22 protein-coding genes are annotated in these 23,844 nt (G+C 70.1%); 7 read left to right on the top strand and 15 right to left on the bottom strand.

The features are described from left to right. Window positions 1–13 precede the first annotated feature (13 nt). The 4 genes from R2APBS1_RS15310 to R2APBS1_RS15325 all read right to left on the bottom strand — a co-directional run bounded on the left by R2APBS1_RS15310 (window position 14) and on the right by R2APBS1_RS15325 (window position 2,655). The gene (locus R2APBS1_RS15310) at window positions 14–718 is read right to left on the bottom strand and encodes an alpha/beta hydrolase (RefSeq protein WP_015448620.1); all 705 of its coding nucleotides are present in this window, start codon (window positions 716–718) and stop codon (window positions 14–16) included. Continuing rightward, window positions 715–1,524, bottom strand: a complete 810-nt coding sequence (locus tag R2APBS1_RS15315; protein WP_015448621.1) for a DODA-type extradiol aromatic ring-opening family dioxygenase — start codon at window positions 1,522–1,524, stop codon at window positions 715–717. The genes R2APBS1_RS15310 and R2APBS1_RS15315 overlap by 4 nt, the downstream gene beginning before the upstream one ends. Before the next feature lie 63 nt (window positions 1,525–1,587). After that, window positions 1,588–1,977 carry a DoxX family protein gene (locus tag R2APBS1_RS15320; RefSeq protein WP_015448622.1) on the bottom strand — a complete coding sequence of 130 codons (390 nt, stop codon included), beginning with the start codon at window positions 1,975–1,977 and terminating at the stop codon, window positions 1,588–1,590. Window positions 1,978–2,022: 45 nt separating this feature from the next. After that, window positions 2,023–2,655: an NADPH-dependent F420 reductase gene (locus R2APBS1_RS15325; RefSeq protein WP_015448623.1), complete on the bottom strand. Its 633-nt coding sequence runs from the start codon at window positions 2,653–2,655 to the stop codon at window positions 2,023–2,025. A 124-nt stretch (window positions 2,656–2,779) separates the two neighbouring features. On the opposite strand from R2APBS1_RS15325, the gene R2APBS1_RS15330 reads away from it, so the two are divergent. Continuing rightward, window positions 2,780–3,697, top strand: coding sequence for a LysR family transcriptional regulator (locus R2APBS1_RS15330; protein ID WP_015448624.1), 918 nt, complete (start codon window positions 2,780–2,782; stop codon window positions 3,695–3,697). 26 nt (window positions 3,698–3,723) lie between these two features. On the opposite strand, the gene R2APBS1_RS15335 is transcribed toward R2APBS1_RS15330, so the two are convergent. Both R2APBS1_RS15335 and R2APBS1_RS15340 read right to left on the bottom strand, forming a co-directional pair. Further along, window positions 3,724–4,485, bottom strand: a complete 762-nt coding sequence (locus R2APBS1_RS15335; RefSeq protein WP_015448625.1) for a class I SAM-dependent methyltransferase — start codon at window positions 4,483–4,485, stop codon at window positions 3,724–3,726. Between the two features lie 147 nt (window positions 4,486–4,632). Then, window positions 4,633–5,418: a hypothetical protein gene (locus tag R2APBS1_RS15340; RefSeq protein ID WP_155950943.1), complete on the bottom strand. Its 786-nt coding sequence runs from the start codon at window positions 5,416–5,418 to the stop codon at window positions 4,633–4,635. On the opposite strand from R2APBS1_RS15340, the gene R2APBS1_RS15345 reads away from it, so the two are divergent. Further along, window positions 5,417–5,767: a hypothetical protein gene (locus R2APBS1_RS15345; RefSeq protein WP_015448627.1), complete on the top strand. Its 351-nt coding sequence runs from the start codon at window positions 5,417–5,419 to the stop codon at window positions 5,765–5,767. The two genes, R2APBS1_RS15340 and R2APBS1_RS15345, sit on opposite strands and share 2 nt — an antisense overlap. An 8-nt stretch (window positions 5,768–5,775) precedes the next feature. On the opposite strand, the gene R2APBS1_RS15350 is transcribed toward R2APBS1_RS15345, so the two are convergent. Continuing rightward, the gene (locus R2APBS1_RS15350) at window positions 5,776–6,045 is read right to left on the bottom strand and encodes a metal/formaldehyde-sensitive transcriptional repressor (RefSeq protein ID WP_007511623.1); all 270 of its coding nucleotides are present in this window, start codon (window positions 6,043–6,045) and stop codon (window positions 5,776–5,778) included. 55 nt (window positions 6,046–6,100) lie between these two features. Between R2APBS1_RS15350 and dmeF the strand changes: the two genes are divergently transcribed. Next, on the top strand, window positions 6,101–7,054 hold the full coding sequence (dmeF, locus tag R2APBS1_RS15355) for a CDF family Co(II)/Ni(II) efflux transporter DmeF (protein WP_015448628.1): 954 nt from the start codon (window positions 6,101–6,103) through the stop codon (window positions 7,052–7,054). 30 nt (window positions 7,055–7,084) lie between these two features. Here dmeF and R2APBS1_RS15360 read toward each other — a convergent pair whose 3' ends face one another. Together R2APBS1_RS15360 and yoaA are read right to left on the bottom strand one after the other, a co-directional pair. Further along, window positions 7,085–7,453 (bottom strand): VOC family protein, encoded by a 369-nt coding sequence (locus R2APBS1_RS15360; protein WP_015448629.1) that lies wholly within the window; start codon window positions 7,451–7,453, stop codon window positions 7,085–7,087. A 105-nt stretch (window positions 7,454–7,558) separates the two neighbouring features. Continuing rightward, a complete protein-coding gene (gene yoaA, locus R2APBS1_RS15365) occupies window positions 7,559–9,493 on the bottom strand; it encodes a DNA repair helicase YoaA (RefSeq protein ID WP_015448630.1) in 1,935 nt (644 codons plus the stop codon). 112 nt (window positions 9,494–9,605) lie between these two features. On the opposite strand from yoaA, the gene R2APBS1_RS15370 reads away from it, so the two are divergent. Next, window positions 9,606–10,154 (top strand): redoxin domain-containing protein, encoded by a 549-nt coding sequence (locus R2APBS1_RS15370; protein ID WP_015448631.1) that lies wholly within the window; start codon window positions 9,606–9,608, stop codon window positions 10,152–10,154. A 72-nt stretch (window positions 10,155–10,226) separates the two neighbouring features. Continuing rightward, window positions 10,227–10,616 carry an MAPEG family protein gene (locus R2APBS1_RS15375; protein ID WP_015448632.1) on the top strand — a complete coding sequence of 130 codons (390 nt, stop codon included), beginning with the start codon at window positions 10,227–10,229 and terminating at the stop codon, window positions 10,614–10,616. Window positions 10,617–10,653: 37 nt separating this feature from the next. Here the strand turns inward: R2APBS1_RS15375 and R2APBS1_RS15380 are convergent, their stop codons facing one another. The 5 genes from R2APBS1_RS15380 to R2APBS1_RS15400 all read right to left on the bottom strand — a co-directional run bounded on the left by R2APBS1_RS15380 (window position 10,654) and on the right by R2APBS1_RS15400 (window position 18,489). Then, complete coding sequence (locus R2APBS1_RS15380) at window positions 10,654–11,187, bottom strand: tetratricopeptide repeat protein (RefSeq protein WP_015448633.1); 534 nt, start codon at window positions 11,185–11,187, stop codon at window positions 10,654–10,656. Window positions 11,188–11,189: 2 nt separating this feature from the next. Further along, the gene (gene mrcB, locus R2APBS1_RS15385; protein WP_007511637.1) at window positions 11,190–13,523 is read right to left on the bottom strand and encodes a penicillin-binding protein 1B; all 2,334 of its coding nucleotides are present in this window, start codon (window positions 13,521–13,523) and stop codon (window positions 11,190–11,192) included. A 211-nt stretch (window positions 13,524–13,734) separates the two neighbouring features. Continuing rightward, window positions 13,735–14,574 (bottom strand): NAD-dependent epimerase/dehydratase family protein, encoded by an 840-nt coding sequence (locus tag R2APBS1_RS15390; RefSeq protein ID WP_015448634.1) that lies wholly within the window; start codon window positions 14,572–14,574, stop codon window positions 13,735–13,737. 7 nt (window positions 14,575–14,581) lie between these two features. Continuing rightward, the gene (locus tag R2APBS1_RS15395) at window positions 14,582–16,270 is read right to left on the bottom strand and encodes a hypothetical protein (RefSeq protein WP_015448635.1); all 1,689 of its coding nucleotides are present in this window, start codon (window positions 16,268–16,270) and stop codon (window positions 14,582–14,584) included. Window positions 16,271–16,356: 86 nt separating this feature from the next. Beyond that, on the bottom strand, window positions 16,357–18,489 hold the full coding sequence (locus R2APBS1_RS15400) for a RelA/SpoT family protein (protein WP_015448636.1): 2,133 nt from the start codon (window positions 18,487–18,489) through the stop codon (window positions 16,357–16,359). A gap of 150 nt (window positions 18,490–18,639) precedes the next feature. On the opposite strand from R2APBS1_RS15400, the gene R2APBS1_RS15405 reads away from it, so the two are divergent. Continuing rightward, window positions 18,640–19,119: a hypothetical protein gene (locus R2APBS1_RS15405; RefSeq protein ID WP_007512752.1), complete on the top strand. Its 480-nt coding sequence runs from the start codon at window positions 18,640–18,642 to the stop codon at window positions 19,117–19,119. Between the two features lie 20 nt (window positions 19,120–19,139). On the opposite strand, the gene hrpA is transcribed toward R2APBS1_RS15405, so the two are convergent. Beyond that, complete coding sequence (gene hrpA, locus R2APBS1_RS15410; protein WP_015448637.1) at window positions 19,140–23,210, bottom strand: ATP-dependent RNA helicase HrpA; 4,071 nt, start codon at window positions 23,208–23,210, stop codon at window positions 19,140–19,142. A gap of 136 nt (window positions 23,211–23,346) precedes the next feature. On the opposite strand from hrpA, the gene R2APBS1_RS15415 reads away from it, so the two are divergent. Then, complete coding sequence (locus R2APBS1_RS15415; protein ID WP_015448638.1) at window positions 23,347–23,814, top strand: Dps family protein; 468 nt, start codon at window positions 23,347–23,349, stop codon at window positions 23,812–23,814. Window positions 23,815–23,844 lie beyond the last annotated feature (30 nt).

Raw genomic sequence — 23,844 nt, forward strand, 5'->3', positions numbered from 1 at the left:
TGCCCGGCCCGGCTTATTGCCCCGCGGCGGGCCGGTTCCAGCGCTGGTCGTCGCGGGCCAGCCAGGCGAGGAAATCGGCGCGCATCGCCGCGCCAAGTTCGTGCCCGGCCGGATAGCGCTTCGTCAGGTGCTCGACGCCGAGGCGGTCGAGCCAGTCGCTGGCCCGCTGCGCCCAGCCCACCGGCAGCTTGTCGTCGTGCGTGCCATGCGCGATGTAGCCGCGCAGCGTGGACAGGCGTGGCGCGTCGGCGAGCTGCGCTTCGAGTTCCGGCAGGATCCGGCCAGCCAGCACGGCGAATGCGGCGACACGTTCGGGCGCGGTCAATGCCACGCTGGCGCTGAGGATGCCGCCCTGGCTGAAACCGGCGACGACGGTGTGCGCCGCGTCGATGCCGTGCGCCTGCTGCAGTTGCCCGATGAAGTCGATCAATGTGCGACGGCTGGCGTCGGCCTCACTCGCCACAATCTGCGGGCCGCTGCTGCTGAAGGCGACGCGGAACCAGCCGAACGCCTGCGGCCCCAGCGCGATCGGGCCGCGCGGCAGCACCACCAGGGTGTCGCCGCCGGCCTCGGCGCCGAGCGCGGCGAGGTTGCCCTCGTTGCCGCCCACGCCGTGCAGCAGCACCAGCAGCGACGTCGGCCTGGCCGGCAGCGGTTGCAGCGTGCGGAACGCCAGCGCAAAGGCGGGATCGACCGACAATGGTGACAAGGTCTTCATGCGGCAGGCTCCTGCGGGGTATGGGCCGCGTCCGGCAGGCCGAACGCGAACGAATCCATCGACAGCACGCCGTAGCTCATGCCGCCTTCGACCAGCCGCGCCGTGTCGGTGCCGGCACTGGCGCCCACGGCCACCAGCAGCGGCAGGTAATGTTCCTCGGTCGGATGCGCGCGTTCGGCATGCGGCGCGCGGCGGCGGTAGTCGACCAGCGCGGCCACATCACGCGCGGCGACCGCAGCGCGAACCCAGTCGACGAATTGCTGCGCGTACTGCAGGTCGCGGATGGCCTGGCGGAACTCGTACAGGTTGTGGGTGAGGCTGCCCGAACCGACCACCAGCACGCCGCGCTCGCGCAGCGGCGCCAGCGCCTGGCCCAGCCGCAACGCGCCGGCCGCATCGATGTGCTGCGGCAGCGAGACCTGGAACACCGGCACGTCGGCCTGCGGAAACAGGTAGCGCAGCGGCACCCACGCACCGTGGTCGAGGCCGCGGCGTTCGTCGAGCGCGACCTCGAAACCGGCCTGCGCGAGCAGGTTCGCGGCGTCCCGCGCCAGCGCCGGCGTGCCCGGCACGGGGTACTGCAGTTGATACAGCGGCGGCGGGAAGCCGCCGAAGTCGTGGATCGTCTCCGGTGCGGCGCTGGCGCCGACGCGCACGCCGCGGGTCTGCCAGTGCGGCGACACGACCAGCACGGCCGTAATGCCATGCAGCGACTGGCCGATGGCACGCAGGTTCGGGCCGAGCCGGCCCGGTTCCAGCGCGAACATCGGCGAGCCGTGGGAGATGAAGATCGAGGGAGCGGTCATGGCGATTCCTGAAAAGGGCAGCGGGCGCGGCTGCGCCCGCTGCATCGAACGGCACGGTGAAAGTCAGGCGTTGCGGCGCTTGCTCCGCAGATGATCGAGGCTGAGCGTACCGGCACCCTGGGCGGCGAGCATCAGGAAGCCGCCGGCCATCGCCACGTTCTTCCAGAAGTTGATGGCCTGCGCGGCGTCGCCGAGGTGGGCGTGGAACAGGGCGGCACTGGCCAGCGAGAACGCGGCGAGCGCCAGCGCGATCCAGCGCGTGAACGCCCCGGTGAGGACGGCCAGGCCGCCGCCGAGTTCCAGTGCGATCACCAGCGGCAGCAGGCTGCCCGGCACGCCGGCGGATGCCATGTACTGCTGGGTGCCAGCGTAAGCGGCGATCTTGCCCCAGCCGGAGATGATGAAGATCAGCGAGAGGCCGACGCGGCCGAACAATGTCAGTGAGGTGTTCATGCGGATTCCTTGGAAAGTGGCGATGAGTGGTCGACGCGCGGTGCGTCAGGCCTTGTGGATCCAGGTCGGCGCCATCGAGGTGCCCAGGCCGGCGCCGTAGCCGAGGTAGATGTTCAGCGCGGCCAGCGGTTCGAGATAGCGCGCGTTCTTCAGCGGGCCGGCGTCGATCGCCGCGAAGCCGAGGCTTTCGATCAGCGCCTTCGCAGTCTGCTTCGCCCGTTCGCTGTCGCCGGCGAAGAACGCGGGGGCCACCTGGCCGTCGGCAAACTGCGGGCCGTCGGCCAGTACCTGCGCGAACAGCGTGTTCAACGCCTTGACCACCTCGGCTTCGGGCAAGGCCTTGGCGATCTCCTCGGCGGCCGAGGTGTCGTGGCCGAGGGTGAGGCCCATGTAGTCGGCAGTCAGCGGATTGGTGATGTCGATGACCACCTTGCCCGCCAGCGAACCCAGCGAGCGCAGCGCCGGCACCGCATCGGCGTAACCGGTGGCCACGATGACGACATCCGAACCGGCCAGCGCGTCGGCCGGTGCCGCCGCCACCGCGCCGGGGTTGGCGGCGGCCAGCGCCTGCGCCTTGGCCGGGTCGCGTGCGGTGATGCGCACGGCGTGGCCGGCGCGGGTGAGTTGCTTGGCAAGGGCCGAGCCCATGTTGCCGGTGCCGATCAGGGTGATGTTCATGGAGGTCTCCGTGGGGTGCCCGGGGCATCCGGGCATGGGGAGTACTCTATTGACCTACTGGATGTGGATAAACTGTCGCTTAATTGACTGACTGTCTCGTAATTCGATACAAAAGGAAGGCGCCGTGGACAAATTCCAGGAAATGGCCAGCTTCGTCGCCGTGGTCGAGGCCGGCAGCTTCGTCGGCGCCGCGGAGGCGAGCGGCCTGTCCAAGGCGGCGGTGTCGCGCCACGTCGCCGAGCTCGAACAGCGCCTGGGTGCGCGCCTGCTGCAGCGGACTACGCGGCGGCTGTCGCTGACCGACGACGGCCAGCTGTTCTTCGCCCGCGCGAAGGAGATGCTGGCCGCGATCGACGAGGCGGAATCGGAAATCAGCTCGCGCAGCGGCGAGCCCAGCGGGCGGCTGCGGATCAATGCACCGCTCAGCTTCGGCATCCTGCAGCTGGCTCCGCTGTGGCCGCGCTTCGCGCGGCTGTACCCGAAGGTGTCGCTGGACATCGAACTCAGCGATCGCGTCGTCGACCTGGTCGAGGAGGGTTACGACCTGGCCGTGCGCATCACCAACCTGCCCAGCTCGCAGCTGGTCAGCCGGCAACTCGCCTCGACGCGCATGATCGCCTGCGCGTCACCGCCCTACCTGGCCAGGCACGGCACGCCGCAGCACCCGCAGGAGCTGGCGCAGCACGAGGTCATCTCCTACAGCTACTTCGCCGCCGGGGACGAATGGACCTTCATCGCACCCGACGGCGGTCCCGCCGTGGTGCGCACCCACGCGCGCATCCACGCCAACAACGGCGACACCTGCCGCGCCGCCGCACTGGAGCACCAGGGCATCATCCTGCAGCCGGACTTCATCGTCGCCGACGACCTGCGCCGCGGCGACCTGGTCGAACTGATGCCGACCTGGCGCGCGATGACGCTCGGCATCCATGCGGTGTATCCCTCGCGCAAGCATCTGCCGATCAAGACACGGCGGCTGGTGGATTTTCTGGTGGAGGCGCTGGCGGAGCCGGGGTGGACTGTCCGCCGCGCGCCCGGTTGAGCGCGGCGCCCATGGCCCGTCCGGACTCAGACGATGCCCGTGCGCATGTTGATCGGCCAGGTCACCGACCGCCTCGTTTCCGGGTCGCCCCAGCGGGTGGCCAGATCCATCACGAAACACTCGATCACTTGGCCGTGGCCTTGCTTCACGGCATGCTTCACGGCCGACCAGGTCGAGACGTAGCCGACGAGCTCGGCGAGCGACCACGCCTTGCGCATCGCCATCGCGGGCGGCGCGAACTCCGCGAAGGGAAAATCGAGGTCCGCGTAGCCACGGTCGACCCGCCGTCGCTCCGGTGGCCAGAATGGACCGATCTCGTTCCGGTAAAAATGCGCGAAGCGCTCGTCCAGTTCCTCGTCCAGCTTCGGCACGCCGTAACTGACGAGGGCCAGCACGGCGCCTGCCCGCGCGATGCGCCTGACCTCGGCGTAAAACGCGGGAAGGTCGAACCAGTGCGCGGCCTGCGCGGCCGCCACCAGGCTCGTGCTGCGGTCGGACACCGGCAGGTGTTCGGCGGATGCCTGGGCATACCGCACGGGTTCGCTGACGGGCGCATGCGCGATCTGGTCGGCACTGGGATCGAGGCCGAGCACACTGTCGAAATGCGCGCCCAGCTGCGCCGCCAGTTGGCCGGAGCCGCCGCCGACATCGACGGCGAAACAGGTGTCGGGCGAGGCCGCCGCCAGGAAGGCGGCCAGGGCGGGTGGGTGTTCCGGGCGGAACCTCGCGTAGTGCTGCCCGCCGGCCTGGAACCAGTTGATGACGTGATCGCCTCGTTCAACGGACATGCCTGGTCTTCCGGGTTCGTGCCTGGGTTTCCAGCGAGCATCTGCGATAACAGGGTCGATAGCGGAGTCAGGCTGACTTCTCGCCTGGCTAGAGTGAACTTGACTCCGTTCCTGACCCGGATCTTGCTGCCGTTCCTCGGGTTTGGCTCAGGGCATTGCCGCCTTCGTGGCCGCGTTACCCCGCTCCATGCCCAGCCTGGAGGCCAGCCATGCGGCCTGCCGCTCGCCTTCCGGCAACGCGCGGATGGCGACCAGGACGCCTTCCAGTTCGGACAAGTGCGCGATGCGGCGCCACAACCGGAAGTATTCCTTGAACTCGTGGGTCTGCTCGCCGCGCAGGCACAAAGCGGCGAAGTGGTCGTGGAGGCGTCTGCGCTGCCCCGCATCAAGCGTCGCGTGCTTCAAAGCGCTGGCCAGCCGCGCGTGCAGGTAGCCGGCATACGAACCGATGTAGTGAACCTCGATATAGCGGATGGCCAGTTCCGCACAAGCCGCATCACCGGCCCGGACGCCTTCGGCCAGTCGACGCACGGTCCCGCGGTAGTGCAGCCAACCCTTCCGTTCGGGAATCGAGTAAGGGCCTTCGATCTCGACCGGCACCGGGATGTCCAGCGCGAAGCCACCACCGAGCCGCGCATGCTCGGCCACGATCTGCTCGGCGCGCCAACCGAGCGGGACGCCATGGTAGAGATACCGCGGAACGTTGGTGCCATGGTAGGTGGACACGGTGTCGGCTTCCTGTTGCATGACAGGGGCAACAACTAGAACGCAGTCGACGTGCGCCGGCAAGGTGTCCTGTCGAAAACCGGGGCGGAGGGAGTTGACCGCCGTGCCGGCAATGCATCGTGCCACCTCCTTGTGCGCCTTCAGCCATTGAAGCAAGATCGACGAAGGTTCCTCTACAACCCCGTCAGGCGTCGGCGGAGGCTTCATGGCAAAGACGTACCTGTTCTTGAAGCCCAGTGAGCTGCCGCTCTCCGCGAGCGATCTGAGCGCAGAGTCGGTTTCGCCTATCGGCGCCGAGGAAGTTGCAACCTGCCTGAAGCAAGCCCTGCCTTCGTTGGCTTGGTCTTCTCCCACCGAGGCATCCGGCGAAACGGAGAACGGCTGGGTTGAATTTTCCCAGCCTGGCGAGGGATCCACGCGCTCGCTTGCCCTGCGCTGCTCTCTCCGCTCGGACTACTCGTCGCTCGTGCAGAGCCTATGCGACCGGTTCGGTTGGGTGGCGTTTGATCAGACCCCCATGATGTTCCAGCCACACCGCATACCGACGGCAGTGTAGAGCACCCGCTACTTGAGGTAGCTCCTCAGCACGGCGAGCACCGGCAGCAGCTCGTCCTGCTGTTTCGCGTTGCCGTTCCCGGCCACGTGGGCGCGCAGGTGGCCTTCCATCACCTGCAGGATCAGGCCGTTGACTGCGCCGCGCACGGCGGCGAGCTGCTGCAGCACCGCGCCGCACTCCTCGTCGCCCTCGATGGCACGTTCGAGCGAGGCCAGCTGGCCGCCGATGCGGCGCACGCGGGCAACCAGTTTCCGGCGGTTTTCCTGCACGTGGGACATGGCGGCGGCCCGTCGGTCGTATACTACGGGGTAGTATACGACCCGAGAACGCACCATGCCCGCTCCCGACATCGCCCCGTTCATCCACAGCCACCAGTTCAACCACGCCGACGCGAAGGCGGAGCGCAACACCCGGCACGTGGTGTTCATCACGGCGGCGATGATGGTGGTGGAGATCGTGGGCGGCTACTGGCTGAACTCGATGGCCCTGCTGGCCGACGGCTGGCACATGAGCTCGCATGCGCTGGCAATGGGGCTGTCCGTCATGGCCTACGTGCTGGCCCGGCGCTACGCGAAGGACGGCCGCTTCGCCTTCGGCACCTGGAAGATCGAAATCCTCGGCGGCTACAGCAGCGCCCTGCTGCTGGCCGTGGTCGCCGCACTGATGATGGTGCAGTCGCTGGAACGGCTGTTCGTGCCCGCGGCGATCCAGTACGACGACGCCATCCTGATCGCGGTGCTCGGCCTGGGCGTCAACCTGCTGTGCGCATGGCTGCTGAAGGGGGAACACCCCCACGAGCACGGGCACGCGCATGGACCCGATCACGGGCATGCCCATGGGCACGGGCATGCCGGCCACCGTCACCACGACGTGAACCTGCGCGCGGCCTACCTGCACGTCATCGCGGACGCGGCCACCTCGGTGCTCGCCATCGTCGCGCTGGTCGGCGGCAAGCTTTACGGCGCGGCGTGGCTCGATCCGGCGATGGGCATCGTGGGTTCGGTGCTGGTGGCGCGCTGGGCCTGGGGGCTGCTGCGCGAATCCGGCCGGATCCTGCTGGACGCCGAGATGGACCAGCCGGTGGTGGAGGAAATCCGCGACGTGGTGCGGCAGCGCTTCACCACGGCGGCGGTCAGCGACCTGCACGTCTGGCGCGTCGGCCGCGACAGCTACGCCTGCATCCTCGGACTGGTCGCCAGCTCGGCCATCCGCGCGGAGGATGTCCGCCGGGAGTTGGCCATCCACGAAGAGCTGGTGCACGTGACGGTCGAGGTCGCGGTGGCTTGAGCCAGCCTCACGACCGGCGAAATCGCGTCGCTACGCCGGCGGCTGCCACAGCTCGATGCGCGTGCCTTCCGGGTCGGTGACCCAGCCGAAGCAGCCGAACTCGCTTTGCTCGACGCGTTCGTCCACTTTGGCGCCAGCGGTGCGCAACTGCGCCAGCAGCGCGTCGAGATCGTCGACGCGGAAGTTGATCATGTACGGCTGCGCGCTGGGGCCGAAGTAGCCGGTGTCGGCGGCGAACGGCGACCACAGCATGTAGCCGGGGCGTTGTTCGTTTTCGTCGAAACGGGCGCCGCCCCATTCCTCGGCGGCGAGGCCGAGGTGTTTCGCGTACCACGCCGACAGTGCAGCGGGGTCGCGTGACTTGAAGAAGATGCCGCCCAGTCCGGTGACCTTGGCCATGGTTGCCTCGCGCTTGTTGGATGGCAGGAGCCCGCTCGCGGGCGATGCTTTGAAAGCTGGGATTCGGGATTCGCAAGATCAGCAGCATCGCCCGCGAGCGGGCTCCTACGCATCATCGAAGAAGGCTTGCACGTCCGCCAGCTCGCGGGTGCGCGGCATCGGCGGCACGCTGGCGAGGAACAGCTTGCCGTAACCCTTGCCGGTGAGGCGCGGGTCGCACAGCACCAGCACGCCGCGGTCGTGCACGCTGCGGATCAGGCGGCCGGCGCCCTGCTTCAGCGCGATCACCGCGCTGGGCACCTGCCAGCCCATGAACGGGTTGATGCCGGATTGTTCCAGCGCGGCGAGGCGCGCCATCAGCACCGGATCGTCGGGCGCGGCGAACGGCAGCTTGTCGATCACCACCACGCTGAGCGCCTCGCCGACCACATCGACACCTTCCCAGAAACTGGCCGCACCGAGCAGCACGCCGTGGCCGCTGGCGCGGAACTCCTCCAGCAGCCGCGGCCGCGGCGCGCTGCCCTGCACGAACAGCGGCCACGGCGCCTTGTCCTGCAGCAACTCGGCGGCGCGGCGCAGCGCGCGGTGCGAGGTGAACAACAGGAAGGCGCGGCCGCGGGAGGCGTGCAGCACCGGCAGCACCGCCTCGATCACCCGCTCGGTGTAGTCGCGCGCGTTCGGATCGGGCAATCCCGACGGCAGGTAGCACAGCGCCTGGCGGGCGTAGTCGAACGGACTGTCCAGGCAGAGCGTCCGCGGCTCGTCGAGGCCGAGCTGGCGCGCGAAATGATCGAAGTTGCCGGCCACCGACAGCGTGGCCGAGGTGTGGATCCACGCCGCCTGGGTGCGCTCGCGCAGGCCGCGCATCGGCGCGGCCAGGTCCAGCGGCGTGGCGTACAGCGCGAAGCCGCGCGGGAAGGTTTCGTACCAGCGCACGTCCTGGTCGCCGTGCGTTTCGACGACGCGCTGCAGCCGCTCGGCGAACAGTTCGGCGCGCTCGTGCAGGTTGGCAAGGCCGCGCGAGCGCTCGGCCTGCGAGGCAAGCAGTTCGGCCAGCGTCGCCAGCAGTTCGCCCAGCTCGTGCAGCGCGGCACGCACCTCGGCGCGATCCTCCAGCAGCGCGAACGCACCACGCGAGGGCAACGGATCCATTGCCAGGCGCAGCTTGCGCAGCGCGTTCTGCAGCGCTTCGACCGGTTCCAGCAGCAACCCGATCGCGCCGGTGACGCCGCTGCATTCGGTCAGCGTGTCCTGCGCCATGTCGGTGAGTTGGCGCGCGCTGACGCTCTGCGAGAAGAACTGGCCGGCCAGTTCGGGAATCTGGTGCGCCTCGTCGAGGATGAAGGCGGCCGCGCCCGGAAGAATCTCGCCAAAGCCCTCCTGCTTCAGCGCGAGGTCGGCGAACAGCAGGTGATGGTTGACCACCACCACGTCCGCCTCCATCGCCTCGCGGCGCGCCTTGAACACGTGGCAGTCGTCGTAGAACGGGCACTCCACGCCGAGGCAGTTTTCCGCGGTGGAGGTGACGCGCGGCCACAGCGGCGATTCTTCCGGTACCTCGGCCAGCTCCATGCGATCGCCGCGGCGGGTGCGTGCGGACCACGCACGGATCGTCGCCAGCTGCGCCGCCTGCGCGCGATCGAGGCTGGCGCCCTCGCGCACGGTCTGCTCGAGCCGGTACAGGCACAGGTAATTCGCGCGGCCTTTCAGCAGCGCCGTCTTCAGGCGTGCGCCGAGCACCGAGCGCACCTTCGGCAGGTCGCGGAAGTAGAGCTGGTCCTGCAGCGCCTTGGTGCCGGTGGAGATGATCACCCGCTCCCCTGACCGCAGCGCCGGCACCAGGTAGGCGTAGGTCTTGCCGGTGCCGGTGCCGGCCTCGGCGACCAGCGTGTCGCGCCCGACGATCGCCTGCTGCACCGCCCGCGCCATTACCTGCTGGGCAAGCCGCGGCGCGAAGTCCGGCAGTTCGCGCGCGAACGGGCCGTCGGCACCGAGCAGGGCGCCGGCGTCGTCGGACTCGGTCTCGTCGAGGTCATGCATCGGCCAAGTATGGCGGAGCGGCCACGTGCGACAAAGCGGCGGCGGGAACCCCGACCGGTGTCGGCACATCCATTCGTCGACACCGCGCCCGCGCCCACCAAGGAGAACCGACGTGAGACTGTTCGCACCCGAGCCGGCACCCGCGCTCGACCTGGTCGACATCCACGGCCAGCCGATCATGACCAGCAGCCGCGGCCGCCTCACCCTGCTGTCGTTCTTCCGCGACGCCGCCTGCCCGTTCTGCAATTTCCGCATCTACGAGTTGACCAATCGGTACGCGGAACTGGCCGCGCGCGGACTGGACATCGTCGCCGTGTTCAGCGCCGCGCAGGCGGACGTGCTGCGCTTTGCCGGGCACCGGCCGCGCCCGTTCCAGATTGCCGCCGACCCCACCTCGAGCGCGCACGAGCTCTACGGCATCGAGCGCTCGCTGTGGCGCAAGCTGAAGGCAGTCGTGACGCGCGTGCCGACCCTGTGGAAGGGCATGCGCCTGGTCGGCCTGGCCGGCCTCAACACCGGCAACCTGATGCCGGCCGACTTCCTGATCGACGAGCGCGGCTGCATCGTGCAGGCGTACTACGGCCACGATGCTGGCGACCGCATCCCGCTGGAACGGGTCGAGCAGTTCCTCGCCCGCCCCCGCACCAGGCACGCAGCGTAAGCGCTTCCGGCGGCCACTGGCGGCCGCCGCGTGCATGCGCCACCATGCCGGCACCACCAGGGGAGAAGTGCCGTGACGACTGAACTGTGCATGCTGATGTGGAGCGTGGTGCTGGGACTGGTGCAGGTCGCGCTTGCCGCCACCTGCACGGTCGGCCAGCGCGGACTGGGCTGGACCGCCAGTCCCCGCGACGAAGCCAAGCCGCCGCTCAGCGGCATCGGCGGCCGCCTGCAGCGCGCCAGCGCGAATTTCCTGGAAACCTTCCCGTTCTTCGTCGCCGTGGTGCTCGCCGCGCATCTGCTGCAGCGCCACGACCACCTCACCGTGCTGGGCGCGCAGCTCTACTTCTGGGCGCGCGTGGCCTACGTGCCGGCCTATGCCGCCGGCATCCCGTACCTGCGCACGCTGATCTGGGCGGCGAGCATCGTGGGTATCGTGCTGGTACTGGCGGCGACCTTCTGACACCCGCGGACCGCGCTGCGGCCTGCCCGCCGCTCGCTCAGTAGCGCGGCACGCCCGCCTTGTGGCACTGCGTCACCCACTTGCGCGCGGTGGCGGCGCCGTTCGCATCGCGCGCCTGCAGGCGCATCTCCACCACGGTCTGCCAGTTGCGCGCGCACAGCGGGCCGAGTCTGGGGCCGAGCGACCACGATTTGTGCGCCAGCTTCTCGGCGACGGAGAAATCCTTCAGGTGCACCGCCACCTCGGCGCGTTCCTGCAGCAGGTCGGGCGAATCCGGGTTGAGCCTCAGCGCCTGGTCCAGCGTGGCCGCGGCATCGGCGTACTTGCCGACCTGCTCGTCGCGGCGGGCGGCATCCTGCAGCGCGCTGATGCCGGGGTCGCGCAGCGGGTTCACGTCGATGACGGATTTTTCGCGCTCGCCGGCGGCACGGATCGCGGCCACCGGGTCGTAGCTCGGCGGCGACGGGCGCGTGTCCGGCGGCGGCGTGGTGGCGAGCATGCCGCAGCCGGCCAGCAGGCTCGTCGCCAGCAGCAGCGGTGCCAGGAAGGAACGTTGGCTCGGGTACGGCATGATCAGTTTCCGCTCGGTACGTCGGGCACGGCGGTGGCCGCGCCGGTGGAAGGTGGATTATCGCCGCCACCGAACAGGCTTTGCCAGAAGCAGCCCTCGGTGTCGGCCGACACGGTGCCGGCAATCACCGGCACCTGCTGCGCGCCTTCGCATTGCGGCTCGGTGCGCCTGCCGCTGGACGGGTTGATCCAGGCCATCTCCAGTCCGTCGCCCGGCGCGGCCGACAACGGCCGGCTCGGCAGCTTGGCGAACAGGTCGCGCCACGCGCGCAGGCCGCCGCTGGCGCCGAACAGGGTGGTCGGCTTGTTGTCGTCGCGGCCCATCCAGAACACCGCCAGGTGCTCGCCGGTGAAGCCGGCGAACCAGCTGTCGCGCATGTCGTTGCTGGTGCCGGTCTTGCCGGCGGCGTGCAGCGAGGCCAGCGCGGAATTGCCGAGCGCGCTGGCGGTGCCGTACTCGGCCACCTGCTGCATCGCCCAGGTGGTCAGCCGCACCGCCTCCTGGTATTCGCCGGGCCCGCCCTGCACCTGGTAGCGCTTGATCGTGCGGCCGTTGCCGTCGAGCACGCCGCGCACCGCCACCAGCGGCAGCGCATGGCCATCGGCGGCGAGGTACTGGTACAGCTGGGTCAGCTGCAACGGCGCCAGGTCGAGCGCACCGATCAGCAGCGACGGGCTGGGGTTGATGTCGCCGATGCCGAACGATTTCAGGAACGCCTGGATCCGCGGCAGCCCCACCTGCAGCCCGAGATGGATGGTGGCCAGGTTCCACGAGTGCGCCAGCGCGTCGACCATGATCAGCGGGTCGTGGCTGCGATGGTCGTCGTTCTGCGGCGTCCAGTAGCTGCCGTCCGGCTGGCGCAGGCTGACCGGGCTGTCGTCCATCAGGCTGGCCAGGTTCCAGCGCCCGGGCTGGGTCAGCGCCACCAGGTAGACAAACGGCTTGATCGTCGAGCCGATCGGCCGGCGCGCGTCCAGGGCGCGATTGAAGCCCTGCTCACCCGGCGTCTTGCTGCCGACCACGGCCAGCACGCTGCCGCTGTGTGCATCGGTCACCACCGCAGCCGCCTGCACGCCTTCGCCGCGCTTGCCGAGACCCTTCAGCGAGCTGGTGATCGCCTGCTCGGTGTACAGCTGGGCGGCCGGGTCGAGCGTGGTGAAGATCGACAGGTTGCCCTCGCGCAGCGCCTGCTCGTCGAAGTCGGCGGTGATCTGCTTGCGCACCAGGTCCATGAAGGCGGGGAAGCGGTTGTGCGGCAGCTGGCCGTTCTTGACGATGTCCAGCGGCGCGGCCTGCGCGGCATTGAGCTGCGTGGCGCTGATCAGCTGGGTCTCGAAGAATTCCTGCAGCACCAGGTTGCGCCGGGTCAGCGCGCGCTGCGGCGAGCGGCGCGGGTCGTAGTAGCTCGGCCCCTTCACCATGCCCACCAGCAGCGCGATCTCCTGCGGCCGCAGGTCTTCCAGCCGGCGCCCGAAGTAGAACTCCGACGCCGCCGCGAAACCGTGCACCGCCTGGCCGCCCTGCTGGCCGAGGAACACGTCGTTGACGTAGGCCTCGAGGATGCGCCCCTTGCTGTAATGCGCCTCCAGCAGCAACGACATCAGCGCCTCGTTGATCTTGCGCGTGAGGTTCTGGTCGCGGCTGAGGAACAGGTTGCGCACCAGCTGCTGGGTCAGCGTGGAGCCGCCCTGCACGGTGTGCCCGGCACGCAGGTTGGCGAACGCAGCGCGCGCGATCGCGCTCAGGTCGATGCCGATGTGGTGGTTGAAGTCGCGATCCTCGACCGCCTGCAGGCCGCTGACCAGCAGCGGCGGCACGTCGGCCAGGCGCACGAAGCGGCGTTCCTCCTGGCTGGCGCCGTACAGCGTGGCGATGCGTGCCGGGTCCAGGTGGGCCAGCTCGATCGGCTTGCCGCTGGTCGCGTCCTGCACCGACCGCACCGTGCCCTGGCCCAGCGTGACGCGGATGCGCTTGGGCAGCTCGCCGCCGTCCGGACCGGCGTAGCCGCGCGAGGCGATGGTGTAGCGCGCGCCCTGCTTCACCCAGCTGCCGGCGACCTGGCCCTTGCCGTCGTTGCTGTAGCCGGCGAAGGTCAGTTCCAGTTCCAGCGCCGCGTTCGTCATCGGCGTGCCGGCCGCCAGCGGCAGCGGCCGCGCGTAGACCCGGGTGGGGATGGCGAACACCAGCTCGTTGAAGCGGTCCTGCACCCGCTTGTTCAGCACCAGCGTGTACGGCAGCACGAAGCCGAACAGCAGGCCCATGCCGATCCAGAACGGGATGCGCAACCACGGCCAGCTGCGGCGCGCCAAGGCGCGAGTACGGGTCAAGAAGGCCAACGCGGGGGAATCCGGCTATCGAGTGGTTCGATCATAGGGCCTGCTACCCCGCGGGCATATGAACGCAGCGGGCGGTTTCGTGGCCGAACGCGGGCAATCAAGGTATTGGAGAACCCGCAGCAGCGCACCCTGTGCGCGAGGCTCTTGGCCCCGTTCGACACCGGAACATCGCGCGCGACCGAAGGAAGGCCCTGGTGGACAGGGTGCGCTCCTACGCAGGCGGCTGCCACATCGCGGCGTCGGGGCGGAACGGGCGCGGACGCATGCCGAGCAGGCGCTGCAGCTCGCCGTTGTCGGCGACCAGGTCGCTGTCCAGCCGGCTCAGCGGACCGCGCAGCGGCGGCAGCGCGCGCTGGCCCAGCCGCAGCAGCCAGGCCGGCAGCGGCAACGGCACGGTGGCCCGCGGCAGGCTGCGGCGCACCCGCGCGAACATCTCGCCGGAACGCAGCCGCTCGCCGCCGCCGATCGGCAGGATGCGCCCGGCCGCCGCCGGGCACTCCAGCGCGGCCAGCACCGCCTGCGCGATGTCGTCCGCGTGCACCGGCTGGCGCAGGCCGCGCCCGGACGGCAACGGAAACAGCCGCAGCCGCATCGCGCGGCGGGCGATCGGGGTGAGGCTCTTGTCCAGCCCGGCACCGTAGACCAGGGTGGGCCGCAGCACGGTCCAGGCGCAGCCGTGGCGCTCGCAGGCGGCCGCCAGCGCCGCCTCGCCGTCGCGCAGCCGGCGCGCCAGGGCGCGCTCGGCCGGTACGCCGGAATCGCGCTTGCTCTCGGCGCTCATCGAGCTGGTCGCGACCACCCGCGGCGCGTCGGCCAGAGTCGCCTGCGCCAGCCAGTCGGCCAGCCCCTGCAGCGGGCCGAAGCTGATGATCGCCGACAGCTCCGGCAACCTCGGCATGCGGTCGGGCAACGTGCCCTGCAGCCAGGTCACCCCGGCCTGCGCGGGCCGTGGCTGCCGGCTCAGCGCGAGCACCGCCTCGCCGCTGGCGAGCAGGCGCGGCAACAGGAAGTGGCCGATCTGGCTGCTGCCGCCGAACACCAGTACCGTCATGCCGCGCTCACCCGCCACCTTGCAGGCGGGCGGCCAGGTCGAGCACGCGCGGGTTGGAAGGGGACAGCTTGCGCGCGCGTTCCAGCGACTGGCTGGCGCCGATGCGGTCGCCGCGCGCCAGCTGCTGCTCGGCCTGGTCCAGCCACGCGCCGGCCAGCCGGTTGCCCAGCGCGCCCAGCGCGGCGTCGCCCGGCGCCAGCTCGGCCAGGTTGGCCAGCATGTCGCCGGCCTTGCCCAGGTTGCCGGCGGCGAGCGCCCGGTCGAACTGCTGCTCGACCTGGCGGGGCAAGGCCTGCAGGCCCTGCAGTGCCGCCGCGCTGTTGCCGTCGATCGCCAGCGCGCTGCGGTAGAGGTCGTAGGCGCAGTCGCCGGGCGGCATCATGATGTCGCCGTTGTTGGTGGCCGTCTGCGCGCGCAGCACCAGCTGCGCCACCGCCGCGCTCTGCTGTGGCGTCACGCTGGGCGGGGCGACCGGCATCGATGCGTTGTCCGCGCCGGCGGGTGCAGCCGGCGCCGCCGGCGTCCGCTCCAGCCGCGCGCGTGCGGCGGCAAGATCGGCCGATTTCGGCGCCAGCGCGGCTGCCTGGTCGAGCAGCTTCGCCGCCTGTGCGGCGTCGCCGTCATCGAGCGCGGCGCTCGCCTGCACGGTCAGCGCCTGCGCCACCTTGCCGAGGCCGGCGTGCGCCTGCGCGTTGTCCGGGTCGAGCTTGAGCGCGGCCTGGAAGTGGACCAGCGCGGTGTCGTCGCCATCGCCGGCGATGCGGCCGGCGCGCAGCGCGTCCTGGCCGGCTTTCAGCGCCGCCTCCAGTGCGCTGCTGTCCTGCCGGCGCGCCTGCGCCTGCAGCGCGCGCAGCGCCGGCAGCGCGCCGTTGTTCGGCTGCAGCGCGGCCAGCTGCTCGATGCGCGCATCGGCCGTGGCGGCGTCCTTCGCGTCCAGCGCCGCGCGCGCCTGTACCGCCAGCGCGTAGCCGACCTGGTCCAGTCCGTGCGCGGCCACCGCATTGTCGGGATCGGCGCGCAGCACGCGCTGGTACAGCGCGCCGGCCCCGTCGGGGCCATCCAGCTTGCCGGCGGCCAGCGCCTGCTGCGCCTGGTCGACCAGGTCCACCGTGTGCACCTGCGCGGCGCGGGCGGCAGCGATCGCACGATCGAGCCGGTCGATGTCGCTGCCGCCGCCGAGCAGTTCGCGGGCGACCGTGGCCTGCTGCGCGGCCTGCGCCAGCTGGCCAGCCTGCAGTGCGGCGTCGGCCTGTGCCAGCATGGCCTGGCCGACCTGGCGCAGGCCGTCGCGGGCGCGGTCGTTGTCCGGTTCCAGCGCCACCGCAGCCTGGAACAGCTCGCGTGCGCTGCTGCCGTCCTGGCCGTCCAGACGGCCATCCTGCAAGGCCTGCTGCGCCTGCGCCAGCACCGTGTTGAAATCGGTGCGCGGCAGCATGCCGCGCAGGCGATTCTGGTTGAGCCAGAGCCCACCGGCCAGCGCGAGCACCAGCAGCAAGAGCAGGACAAGCCAGCCGCGGCGGCGCTTGCGCCGCGGCGCGGCGGTCGCCCGGCCATGCGGACGGCGCGGCTCGACCGCGATCTGCGGCAGGCCGTCCGCGGCCGGCGCGGGCGGGGCATCCAGCCGATCGAGGTCGCCCAGGGTGGGCTCGGTGCGAACCGGTGGATGTGCGTCGTGCTGGTCTCGGCGTCCGCTCATGGTCCATGGCTGTGAAGGCTGTCGCTGCAGCTTAGCATCGGGCCGCCAGCCGCCGTTCCGCCCGCCGGCCGGCATTGCGCGGTCATTCAGCCGGTACCGACCCGGCGCACGTCGAGCACGTTCGGCAGCGCCAGCAGCTTGCCGAGCAGGGTCGACAGCTGTTCGAAATCGCGCACGCGCAGGGTGAAGCGCATCTCCACCTCGCCGGTGTGCACGAACAGCCGGCTGGACGAGGCGATGATGTGGGTGCCGGCGTTGCTGACCACGCTGGTGACGTCCTTCTGCAGGCCCTTGCGGTCGTAGCCGCGCAGCTCGATGTCGACCTCGTAGGCCTGTGCCGTGGCGCTGCCCCAGCTCACTTCGATCACCCGGTCCGGATCGCGCCGGGCCAGCCGCGCCAGGCTGCCGCAGTCGGCGCGATGCACCGACACGCCGCGGCCCTTGGTGACGAAGCCGCGCACCGGGTCGCCGGGCAGCGGCTGGCAGCAGCGCGCCAGCGTGGTCAGCAGGTTGCCGATGCCTTCGATGCGCAGCGCGCTGTGGTCGAGCGTGGCATGGCGCGAGGCCACCGGCGCACTCGACTGGGTGACCACAGGCTCCGCCGGCTGCGCCGCTTCCTGCAGCACGCGGGCGATCTGGCCGGGAGTGACCTCGCCCAGCGCCAGCGCCACCAGCAACTCGTCGTGGTTCTTCAGGTGGAAGTGCGCCGGCAGTTTGCCCACGTCGGCGTTCGACAGCGCCAGGCGCTTCAGTTCGCGCTCGAACATGCCGCGACCGACCGCGAGGTTGGCGTCGTGGGCGATCTTGCGGAACCACGCGCGCACCTTCTCTTTCGCCCGCGCCGTGTTGAGGTAGCCGTGGTGCGGCGACAGCCAGTCGCGGCTGGGCTCGGCCAGCTTGCCGGTGAGGATCTCCACGCGGTCGCCGCTCTGCGGCTGGAAGGTCAGCGGCACGATGCGGCCGTTGACCTTGGCGCCGCGGCAGCGGTGGCCGACCTCGGTGTGCACCAGATAGGCGAAGTCCAGCACGGTGGCGCCGCGCGCCAGGTCGAACACCTCGCCCTTCGGGGTGAGCAGGTAGACGCGGTCTTCCAGCAGCTCGGTCTGCAGCTCGGCGGCAAGCGCGCTGTCGTCCTCGCCGCGCGGCTCCAGCAGCTTGCGCATCCAGGCGATCTTCGCCTCGAACTCGGCGTCGGCGCTGCCGCCTTCCTTGTAGCGCCAGTGCGCGGCCACGCCCAATTCGTTCGCCCGGTGCATGGCGTGGGTGCGGATCTGCACTTCCAGGGTCTTGCCCTGCGGCCCGATCACCGCGGTGTGCAGCGACTGGTAGCCGTTCGCCTTGGGCCGCGCGATGTAATCGTCGAACTCGCCCGGCAGGTGCGGCCACAGCGCGTGCACCACGCCCAGCGCGGCGTAGCAGTCGGTGATGTTGTCCACCAGCACGCGCACCGCGCGGATGTCGTACAGGTCGGAGAAGTCCAGCGACTTGCGCTGCATCTTCTTCCAGATCGAATAGATGTGCTTGGGTCGCCCGGCCAGCTCGGCCTGGATGCCGGCCGCCTCAAGCGCACGCTGCAGCTCGGCCAGCGAGTCGCGGATGAATGCCTCGCGGTCGGCGCGGCGCTCGTCGAGCAGGTTGGCGATGCGCCGGTAGGTGTCCGGCTGCAGGTAGCGGAACGCCAGGTCTTCCAGCTCCCACTTCAGCTGCCAGATGCCGAGCCGGTTCGCCAGCGGCGCATGGATGTCGCGGGTGAGCCGGGCCAGCGCCTGCCGCTCGCCTTCAGGCAGCGCCGGTGCCGCGCGCATGCGCGCCAGCTGCCGCGCCAGCAGCACGAACACCACGCGCAGGTCACGCACGATCGCCAGCAGCAGCCGTCGCAGGCCCTCGGCCGCGCCCTGCGGCGGCCGCTGCGCATGCAGCGCCCACACCCGCTCGGCCGCCTGCTGCCCGTCGACCAGGCGCTGCAGTTCGGCCGGCAACGCCGCGCGGCGCTCCGCCCACAGCGCGGGATCGATCCGGGCCAGCTCGAACCACAGCGCGGCCGCCTGGGTCTGCGCGTCGCAGCCGAGCATGCTGAGCAGCTCCAGCACGTCGGCGCAGCCGGCCTGGTCCACTGCGCGGGTGGCGCAGGCCTCCAGCGCGTCGGCCAGCAGCGGCGGCAACGCGCCGGCGCGTTCGCGCCAGCGGGACAGAGGGGGCGGTTCGACGATCGGGGCCATGGGCAGTCAGCTCGGGTCTTGCCCTGCCATGGTAGCCGCTGCCGGGGCGTGCCGGCCGCGCTGCGCGCGAATCGCCGCGTGCCCCTTGGCGGCAGGCCAGCCTGCCGCGCAGAATCAGCGCTTCCGTTCCGTTGCCCCGAGGATGCACCCATGTCGATCCGCCCCCACCACCTGACCTTGCCGCTGCTGCTGGCGCTGTCGCTGGGCTGCCTGTCCGCGCAGGCGCAGCAGGCCAACGGCCTGCAACAGCGCATGAGCGCCGCCGAATTCAAGGCCGCCGGGCTGGACAAGCTGTCGACGCAGGAGTTGCAGAACCTCGACGACTGGCTGCGCCAGCACGGCAAGACCACTACCAAGATGGTCGACACCAGCGGCCAGCCGGTGTTCTACGAACCGAAGCAGAAGCGCAGCAAGTTCAACGCCCGCCTGGTCGGCCATTTCAGCGGCTGGCACGGCCACGACGAATTCACCCTGGACAATGGCCAGTCGTGGAAGCAGATCGGCTCGGATGCGCCCGTCTGCATGAGCGCCGACAACCCGGCAGTCAAGGTCAAGCCGTCGCTGTTCGACAGCTGGCTGATGTACGTGGACGGCTGCAACGGCAGCGTGCACGTGCGGCGGACGCGCTGAGCGGCCGAAATCACCCGCTCTCAACCCAGCGCCGCCAGTGCCTTCGCCAACCGTTTCGGCGACACCGGCTCGGCGGTCTTCAGCTCCTGCGCGAACAGCGATACGCGCCACTCCTCGATCAGCCAGCGCAGCTCGGCCAGCGCCGCGGGATCGGTGCCGACCGCGCGCTGCTGCAGGTACGCGCGCCAGTACGGCAGCACCTGCAGCAGGCGCTGCTGGTCCTTCGCCGGGTCCTGGCGCAGCCGCTCGCCGCGCAGGCGCATCGCTTTCAGGTAACGCGGGTAATGCGCCAGCCTCGCCAGCGGCAGGTCGCGCAGGAAACCGGGCACGAGCAGTGCGTCGAACTGTTCGCGCAGGTCGTCGTAGCTGGCGCGGGCGAAGCCCAGCAGCGGCGGCTCCAGCCACGGTTTCAGCTCGGCCTGCGCTTCGACCACCGGTTCTGCCAGCTTCAGCCGCTCGACGCCGGCGCCGAACAGTTCGCGCGCGCACTGCGTGCGCAGCGCCTCGAACGCGCCGGCGCTGCGCACGTCCAGTTCATGGCGTCCCAGCAGGTCGGCGAAGCCGCCTTCGAGCAGGTCCTCGCGCAGGCTGTCCACGCCGCCCAGCGGCGCGTACTTCAAGGCCAATGCGTTGCCGATCGGCAATCGCCGGCGCGCCTGCTTCGCCTCGGCGGCCAGCGCGTTGCGCAGCAGGCGCACCACGCCGCCGGCATGCGCCGCGCGCGCCTCGTCGGCGCGCTCGAACACGCGCAGCGCCACCGTCTCGCCGAGGTCGACCAGCGCAGGGAACGCGGCGAGGCCGCCATCGGAACGCACCTGTGCGGGGATCGCCTCGAAATCCCAGTGAGCCACGTCCTCGCGGGTCAGCTCGATGTCGGTCTTGCGCGAGAACGCCTCGCGCGCCTGGCCTTCCCACTGGCCACGCAAGGCGGCGAGGTCGCGGCCGCTGGCCAGGGTCTTGCCGCGCTCGTCGTGCAGGCGATAACGCATCAGGAAGTGTGGCGACAGTTCGACGCCGGCGAATTCGCCGGCAGTGATGTCGACGCCGGTGGTGCGTTTCAGGAACGCAGCCAGCGCCTTCGCCAGCGGCTCGTCGCGCGGCGATTCGGCTTCGACGAAGGCGCGCGCGAAATCCGGCGCCGGCACGAAGTTGCGGCGCAAGGCTTTCGGCAGGCCGCGGATCAACTCGGCCACCTTGTCGGCGAGCAGGCCAGGCACCAGCCATTCGCAGCGGGCGGACGGCAGCGCGTTCAACATCGCCAGCGGCAGCTGCAGGGTGACGCCGTCGGCTTCGTCGCCGGGGACGAAGCGGTATTCGAGTTTGTACCTCTGCGGTGGAATCTCCAGCACCGCGGGGAACGCCTTCGCATCCAGCCCGGTGCCGCCGGCCAGCACGTCGTCCAGCGACCAGCGCAGCGCCGCCTGTTCGGCCGGGCGGGCCTTGCGATACCACGCGTCCAGCGCGCGACTGCTGGCGATGTCTTGCGGCAGCTTGCCCTCGAAGAACGCGACCAGCTGGTCCTCGTGGCGGATCAGACCCTCGCGGCGCTGCTTCGCCTCGATGCCCAGCGCCTCTTCCAGCACGCGCTGGTTGGCGCGCACGAAATCCGCCTTGGTGTCGATGTCGCCGCGTACCAGCGCCTCGCGCAGGAAGATCGCATGGGCCAGCGCCGGGTCCTGCGCCTGGAACGTGACCGGCCGCTTCTCCACCAGCACCAGCCCGAACAGGCTGACCTGCTCGTACGCCACCACGCAGCCGCGCTTCCTCGACCAGTGCGGGTCGCGGCAATGCGTGCGCAGCAGATGCGCTGCCTGCTGCTCGATCCACGAGGGCTCGACCCGCGCATTCATCATGCCCCATACGCGCCCGCCCACGTCGAGGATCTGCGCGCTGAAGACCCAGTTCGGCGGCGCCTTGGCCAGCGCCGAACCGGGGAAGACCTGGAACTTGCGTTCGCGCGTGCTCTGGTAGATACCCTTCTCGTCCTTGCGGCCGACCTGGGTGGGCAGGCCGGCGAGCAGGGAGCGATGGATGGATTCGTAAAGGCGATCGGCATCGCTCTCGCTCCCTCCCCTGCTCGCCCCACGGGGACTTCCTTCGGTCGCAGAGGAGGGCTGGGCTGGGGTTCGCTTTTGATCCTGTGCCGCGACGCGAAGAGCTTTACCCCCTCCCAACCTCCCCCTGCCAGCAGGGGGAGGAGCAGAACGTGCTTCGTCACGAGCGGGAATCTGCGCTTCCAGCTTCCACCCCAGTTCCTCCACCACCAGCAGCAGCTGCCGGTGCAGCTCGCGCCACTCGCGCATGCGCATGAAGCTGAGGAAGTGCCGCGCGCACCAGTCGCGCAGTTTCGACTGGGTCAGTTCCTCGTGCGCGTCGTGATAGGCGCGCCACAGGTTCAGCACGCCGACGAAATCGGACTTCGGATCGGCGAACACGGCATGCGCGGCGTCGGCCTGCTGGCGCGCATCGCCGGGGCGCTCGCGCGGATCCTGGATGCTGAGGAAGGAGACGATGGTGAGCAGCTCGCGCAAGGCGTGCAGCTGCTCGCCCTCGACCAGCATGCGCGCCAGCTGCACGTCGATCGGCAGCCGCGCTAGCGTGCGGCCGATCGCGGTGAGTTGGCGCGTCTCGTCGATCGCGGAAATCTCGCTGAGCCGGCGGAAGCCGTCGGCGACCACGCGCGGGTCGGGCGCCTCCAGGAACGGGAACTCGTCGACCTCGCCCAGCTTCAGCGCCAGCATGCGCAGGATCACGTTGGCCAGCGACGAGCGCAGCAATTCCGGATCGGTGAACGCGGCGCGGCCGGCGAAATCGGCTTCGTCGTACAGTCGGTAGCAGACGCCCGGCCCCACCCGACCGCAACGGCCCTTGCGCTGATCGGCCGCCGCCTGCGAGATCGGCTCCACGTGCAGCCGCTCGAGCTGGCTGCGCTGGCTGTAGCGCTTCACCCGCGCCGTGCCGGTATCGATCACGTAGCGGATGCGCGGCACGGTCAGCGAGGTTTCGGCCACGTTGGTGGCCAGCACCACGCGGCGCTTCACGCCGGGCTTGAACACACGGTCCTGGTCGCCGGCGGAGAGCCGCGCGTACAGCGGCATGATCTCGGTCTCGCGGTATTGCCGGCGCGACAGCAACTGGTGCGCGTCGCGGATCTCGCGCTCGCCGGGCAGGAAGATCAGCACGTCGCCGCGCGGATCGTCGTGGGTGATTTCGTCGAGCACCGCAGCGATGTGTTCGGCACTGCCCTGCTGCATGTCCTTGCTGCGGCCCTGCCGCGCGGCGATCTCGTCCAGCGAGCGCCAGCGCAGCTCGACCGGGTACGCGCGCCCCTCCACTTCCACCACCGGCGCGCCGTCGAAGTGTTCGGCAAAGCGCGCCGTATCGATCGTCGCCGAGGTGACGATGATCTTGAGGTCGGGACGCCTTGCAGCGAGCCGCTTCAGATAACCGAGCAGGAAGTCGATGTTGAGGCTGCGCTCGTGTGCCTCGTCGATGATCAGGGTGTCATAGGTGCTCAGCCACGGGTCGCCCTGGGTCTCGGCGAGCAGGATGCCGTCGGTCATGAACTTCACCAGGCTGCGCTCGGAGACCTGGTCGTTGAAGCGCACCTGGAAACCCACGATGTCGCCGACCTGTGTGCCCAGCTCCTCCGCCACGCGGCGCGCCACCGAGCGTGCGGCCAGCCGGCGCGGCTGGGTACAGCCGATCATGCCGGCCTCGCCGCGGCCGGCGGCCAGGCACAGCTTGGGCAGCTGGGTGGTCTTGCCCGAACCGGTCTCGCCGGCGATCACCACCACCTGGTGTTCGCGGATCAGCCTGGCGATGTCCTCGCCGCGCGCGCTGATCGGCAGCGATGCGTCCAGCCGGATCGGCGGTTTGGCCGCGGCGCGGGCGCGGCGTTTGGCCGCCGAGCGCTCGATATCCGCGCGCAGTGACGCCAGCTTGTTCTCGTCGGGGCGACGCGACAGCCCACGCCAGCGACCCAGCAGGCGACCGAAGTCGCGGCTGCACACCGTCTCCAGTTGCCGGCGCAGCTCGCGCAGGCCGGGGTCGGCGGCGGGATCGGAGGTGGGCGGGCGGGTGTCGTTCATTGGACCGCGAATGATAGCTGCTGGCGGCTCGCCGACCCGATAGCCGCAGACTATCGGGAACATCCGAAGGATTCATTTCACCACCGCCGCACCACCCGTTACCTTAGTTCTATCAACTCACAGGAAGGAGCACGACATGGCCATTTCCATCGGTATCGCCAGGAAAGATCGCGAAGCGGTCGCCAAGCACCTGTCCCGGCTGCTGGCCGACACCTACTCGCTGTACCTGAAGACGCACAGCTTCCACTGGAACGTCACCGGCCCGCAGTTCAACAGCCTGCACGCCATGTTCCAGACCCAGTACAACGCACTGTGGCTGGCCGCCGACGAGGTGGCCGAGCGCATCCGCACGCTGGACGTGTTCGCGCCCGGCTCCTACAGCCAGTTCGCCAAGCTCAGCGCGATCAAGGAAGAAGCCGGCGTGCCGGAGTGGAAGGCAATGGTGGGCCAGCTGGTCGAAGGCCACGAGATCGCCGCCGCCACCGCGCGCGACGCGCTCAAGGCCGCCAATGCGGCCGGCGACGACGGCACCGCCGACATGGTCACCGGGCGCCTGAAGGAACATGAAAAGACCGCCTGGATGCTGCGCTCGCTGCTGAAGTAAGCAGACCCATCAAACGCATGAAGAAACGGC

The sequence above is a fragment of the Rhodanobacter denitrificans genome, assembly GCF_000230695.2.
GTDB classification, from domain to species: domain Bacteria; phylum Pseudomonadota; class Gammaproteobacteria; order Xanthomonadales; family Rhodanobacteraceae; genus Rhodanobacter; species Rhodanobacter denitrificans.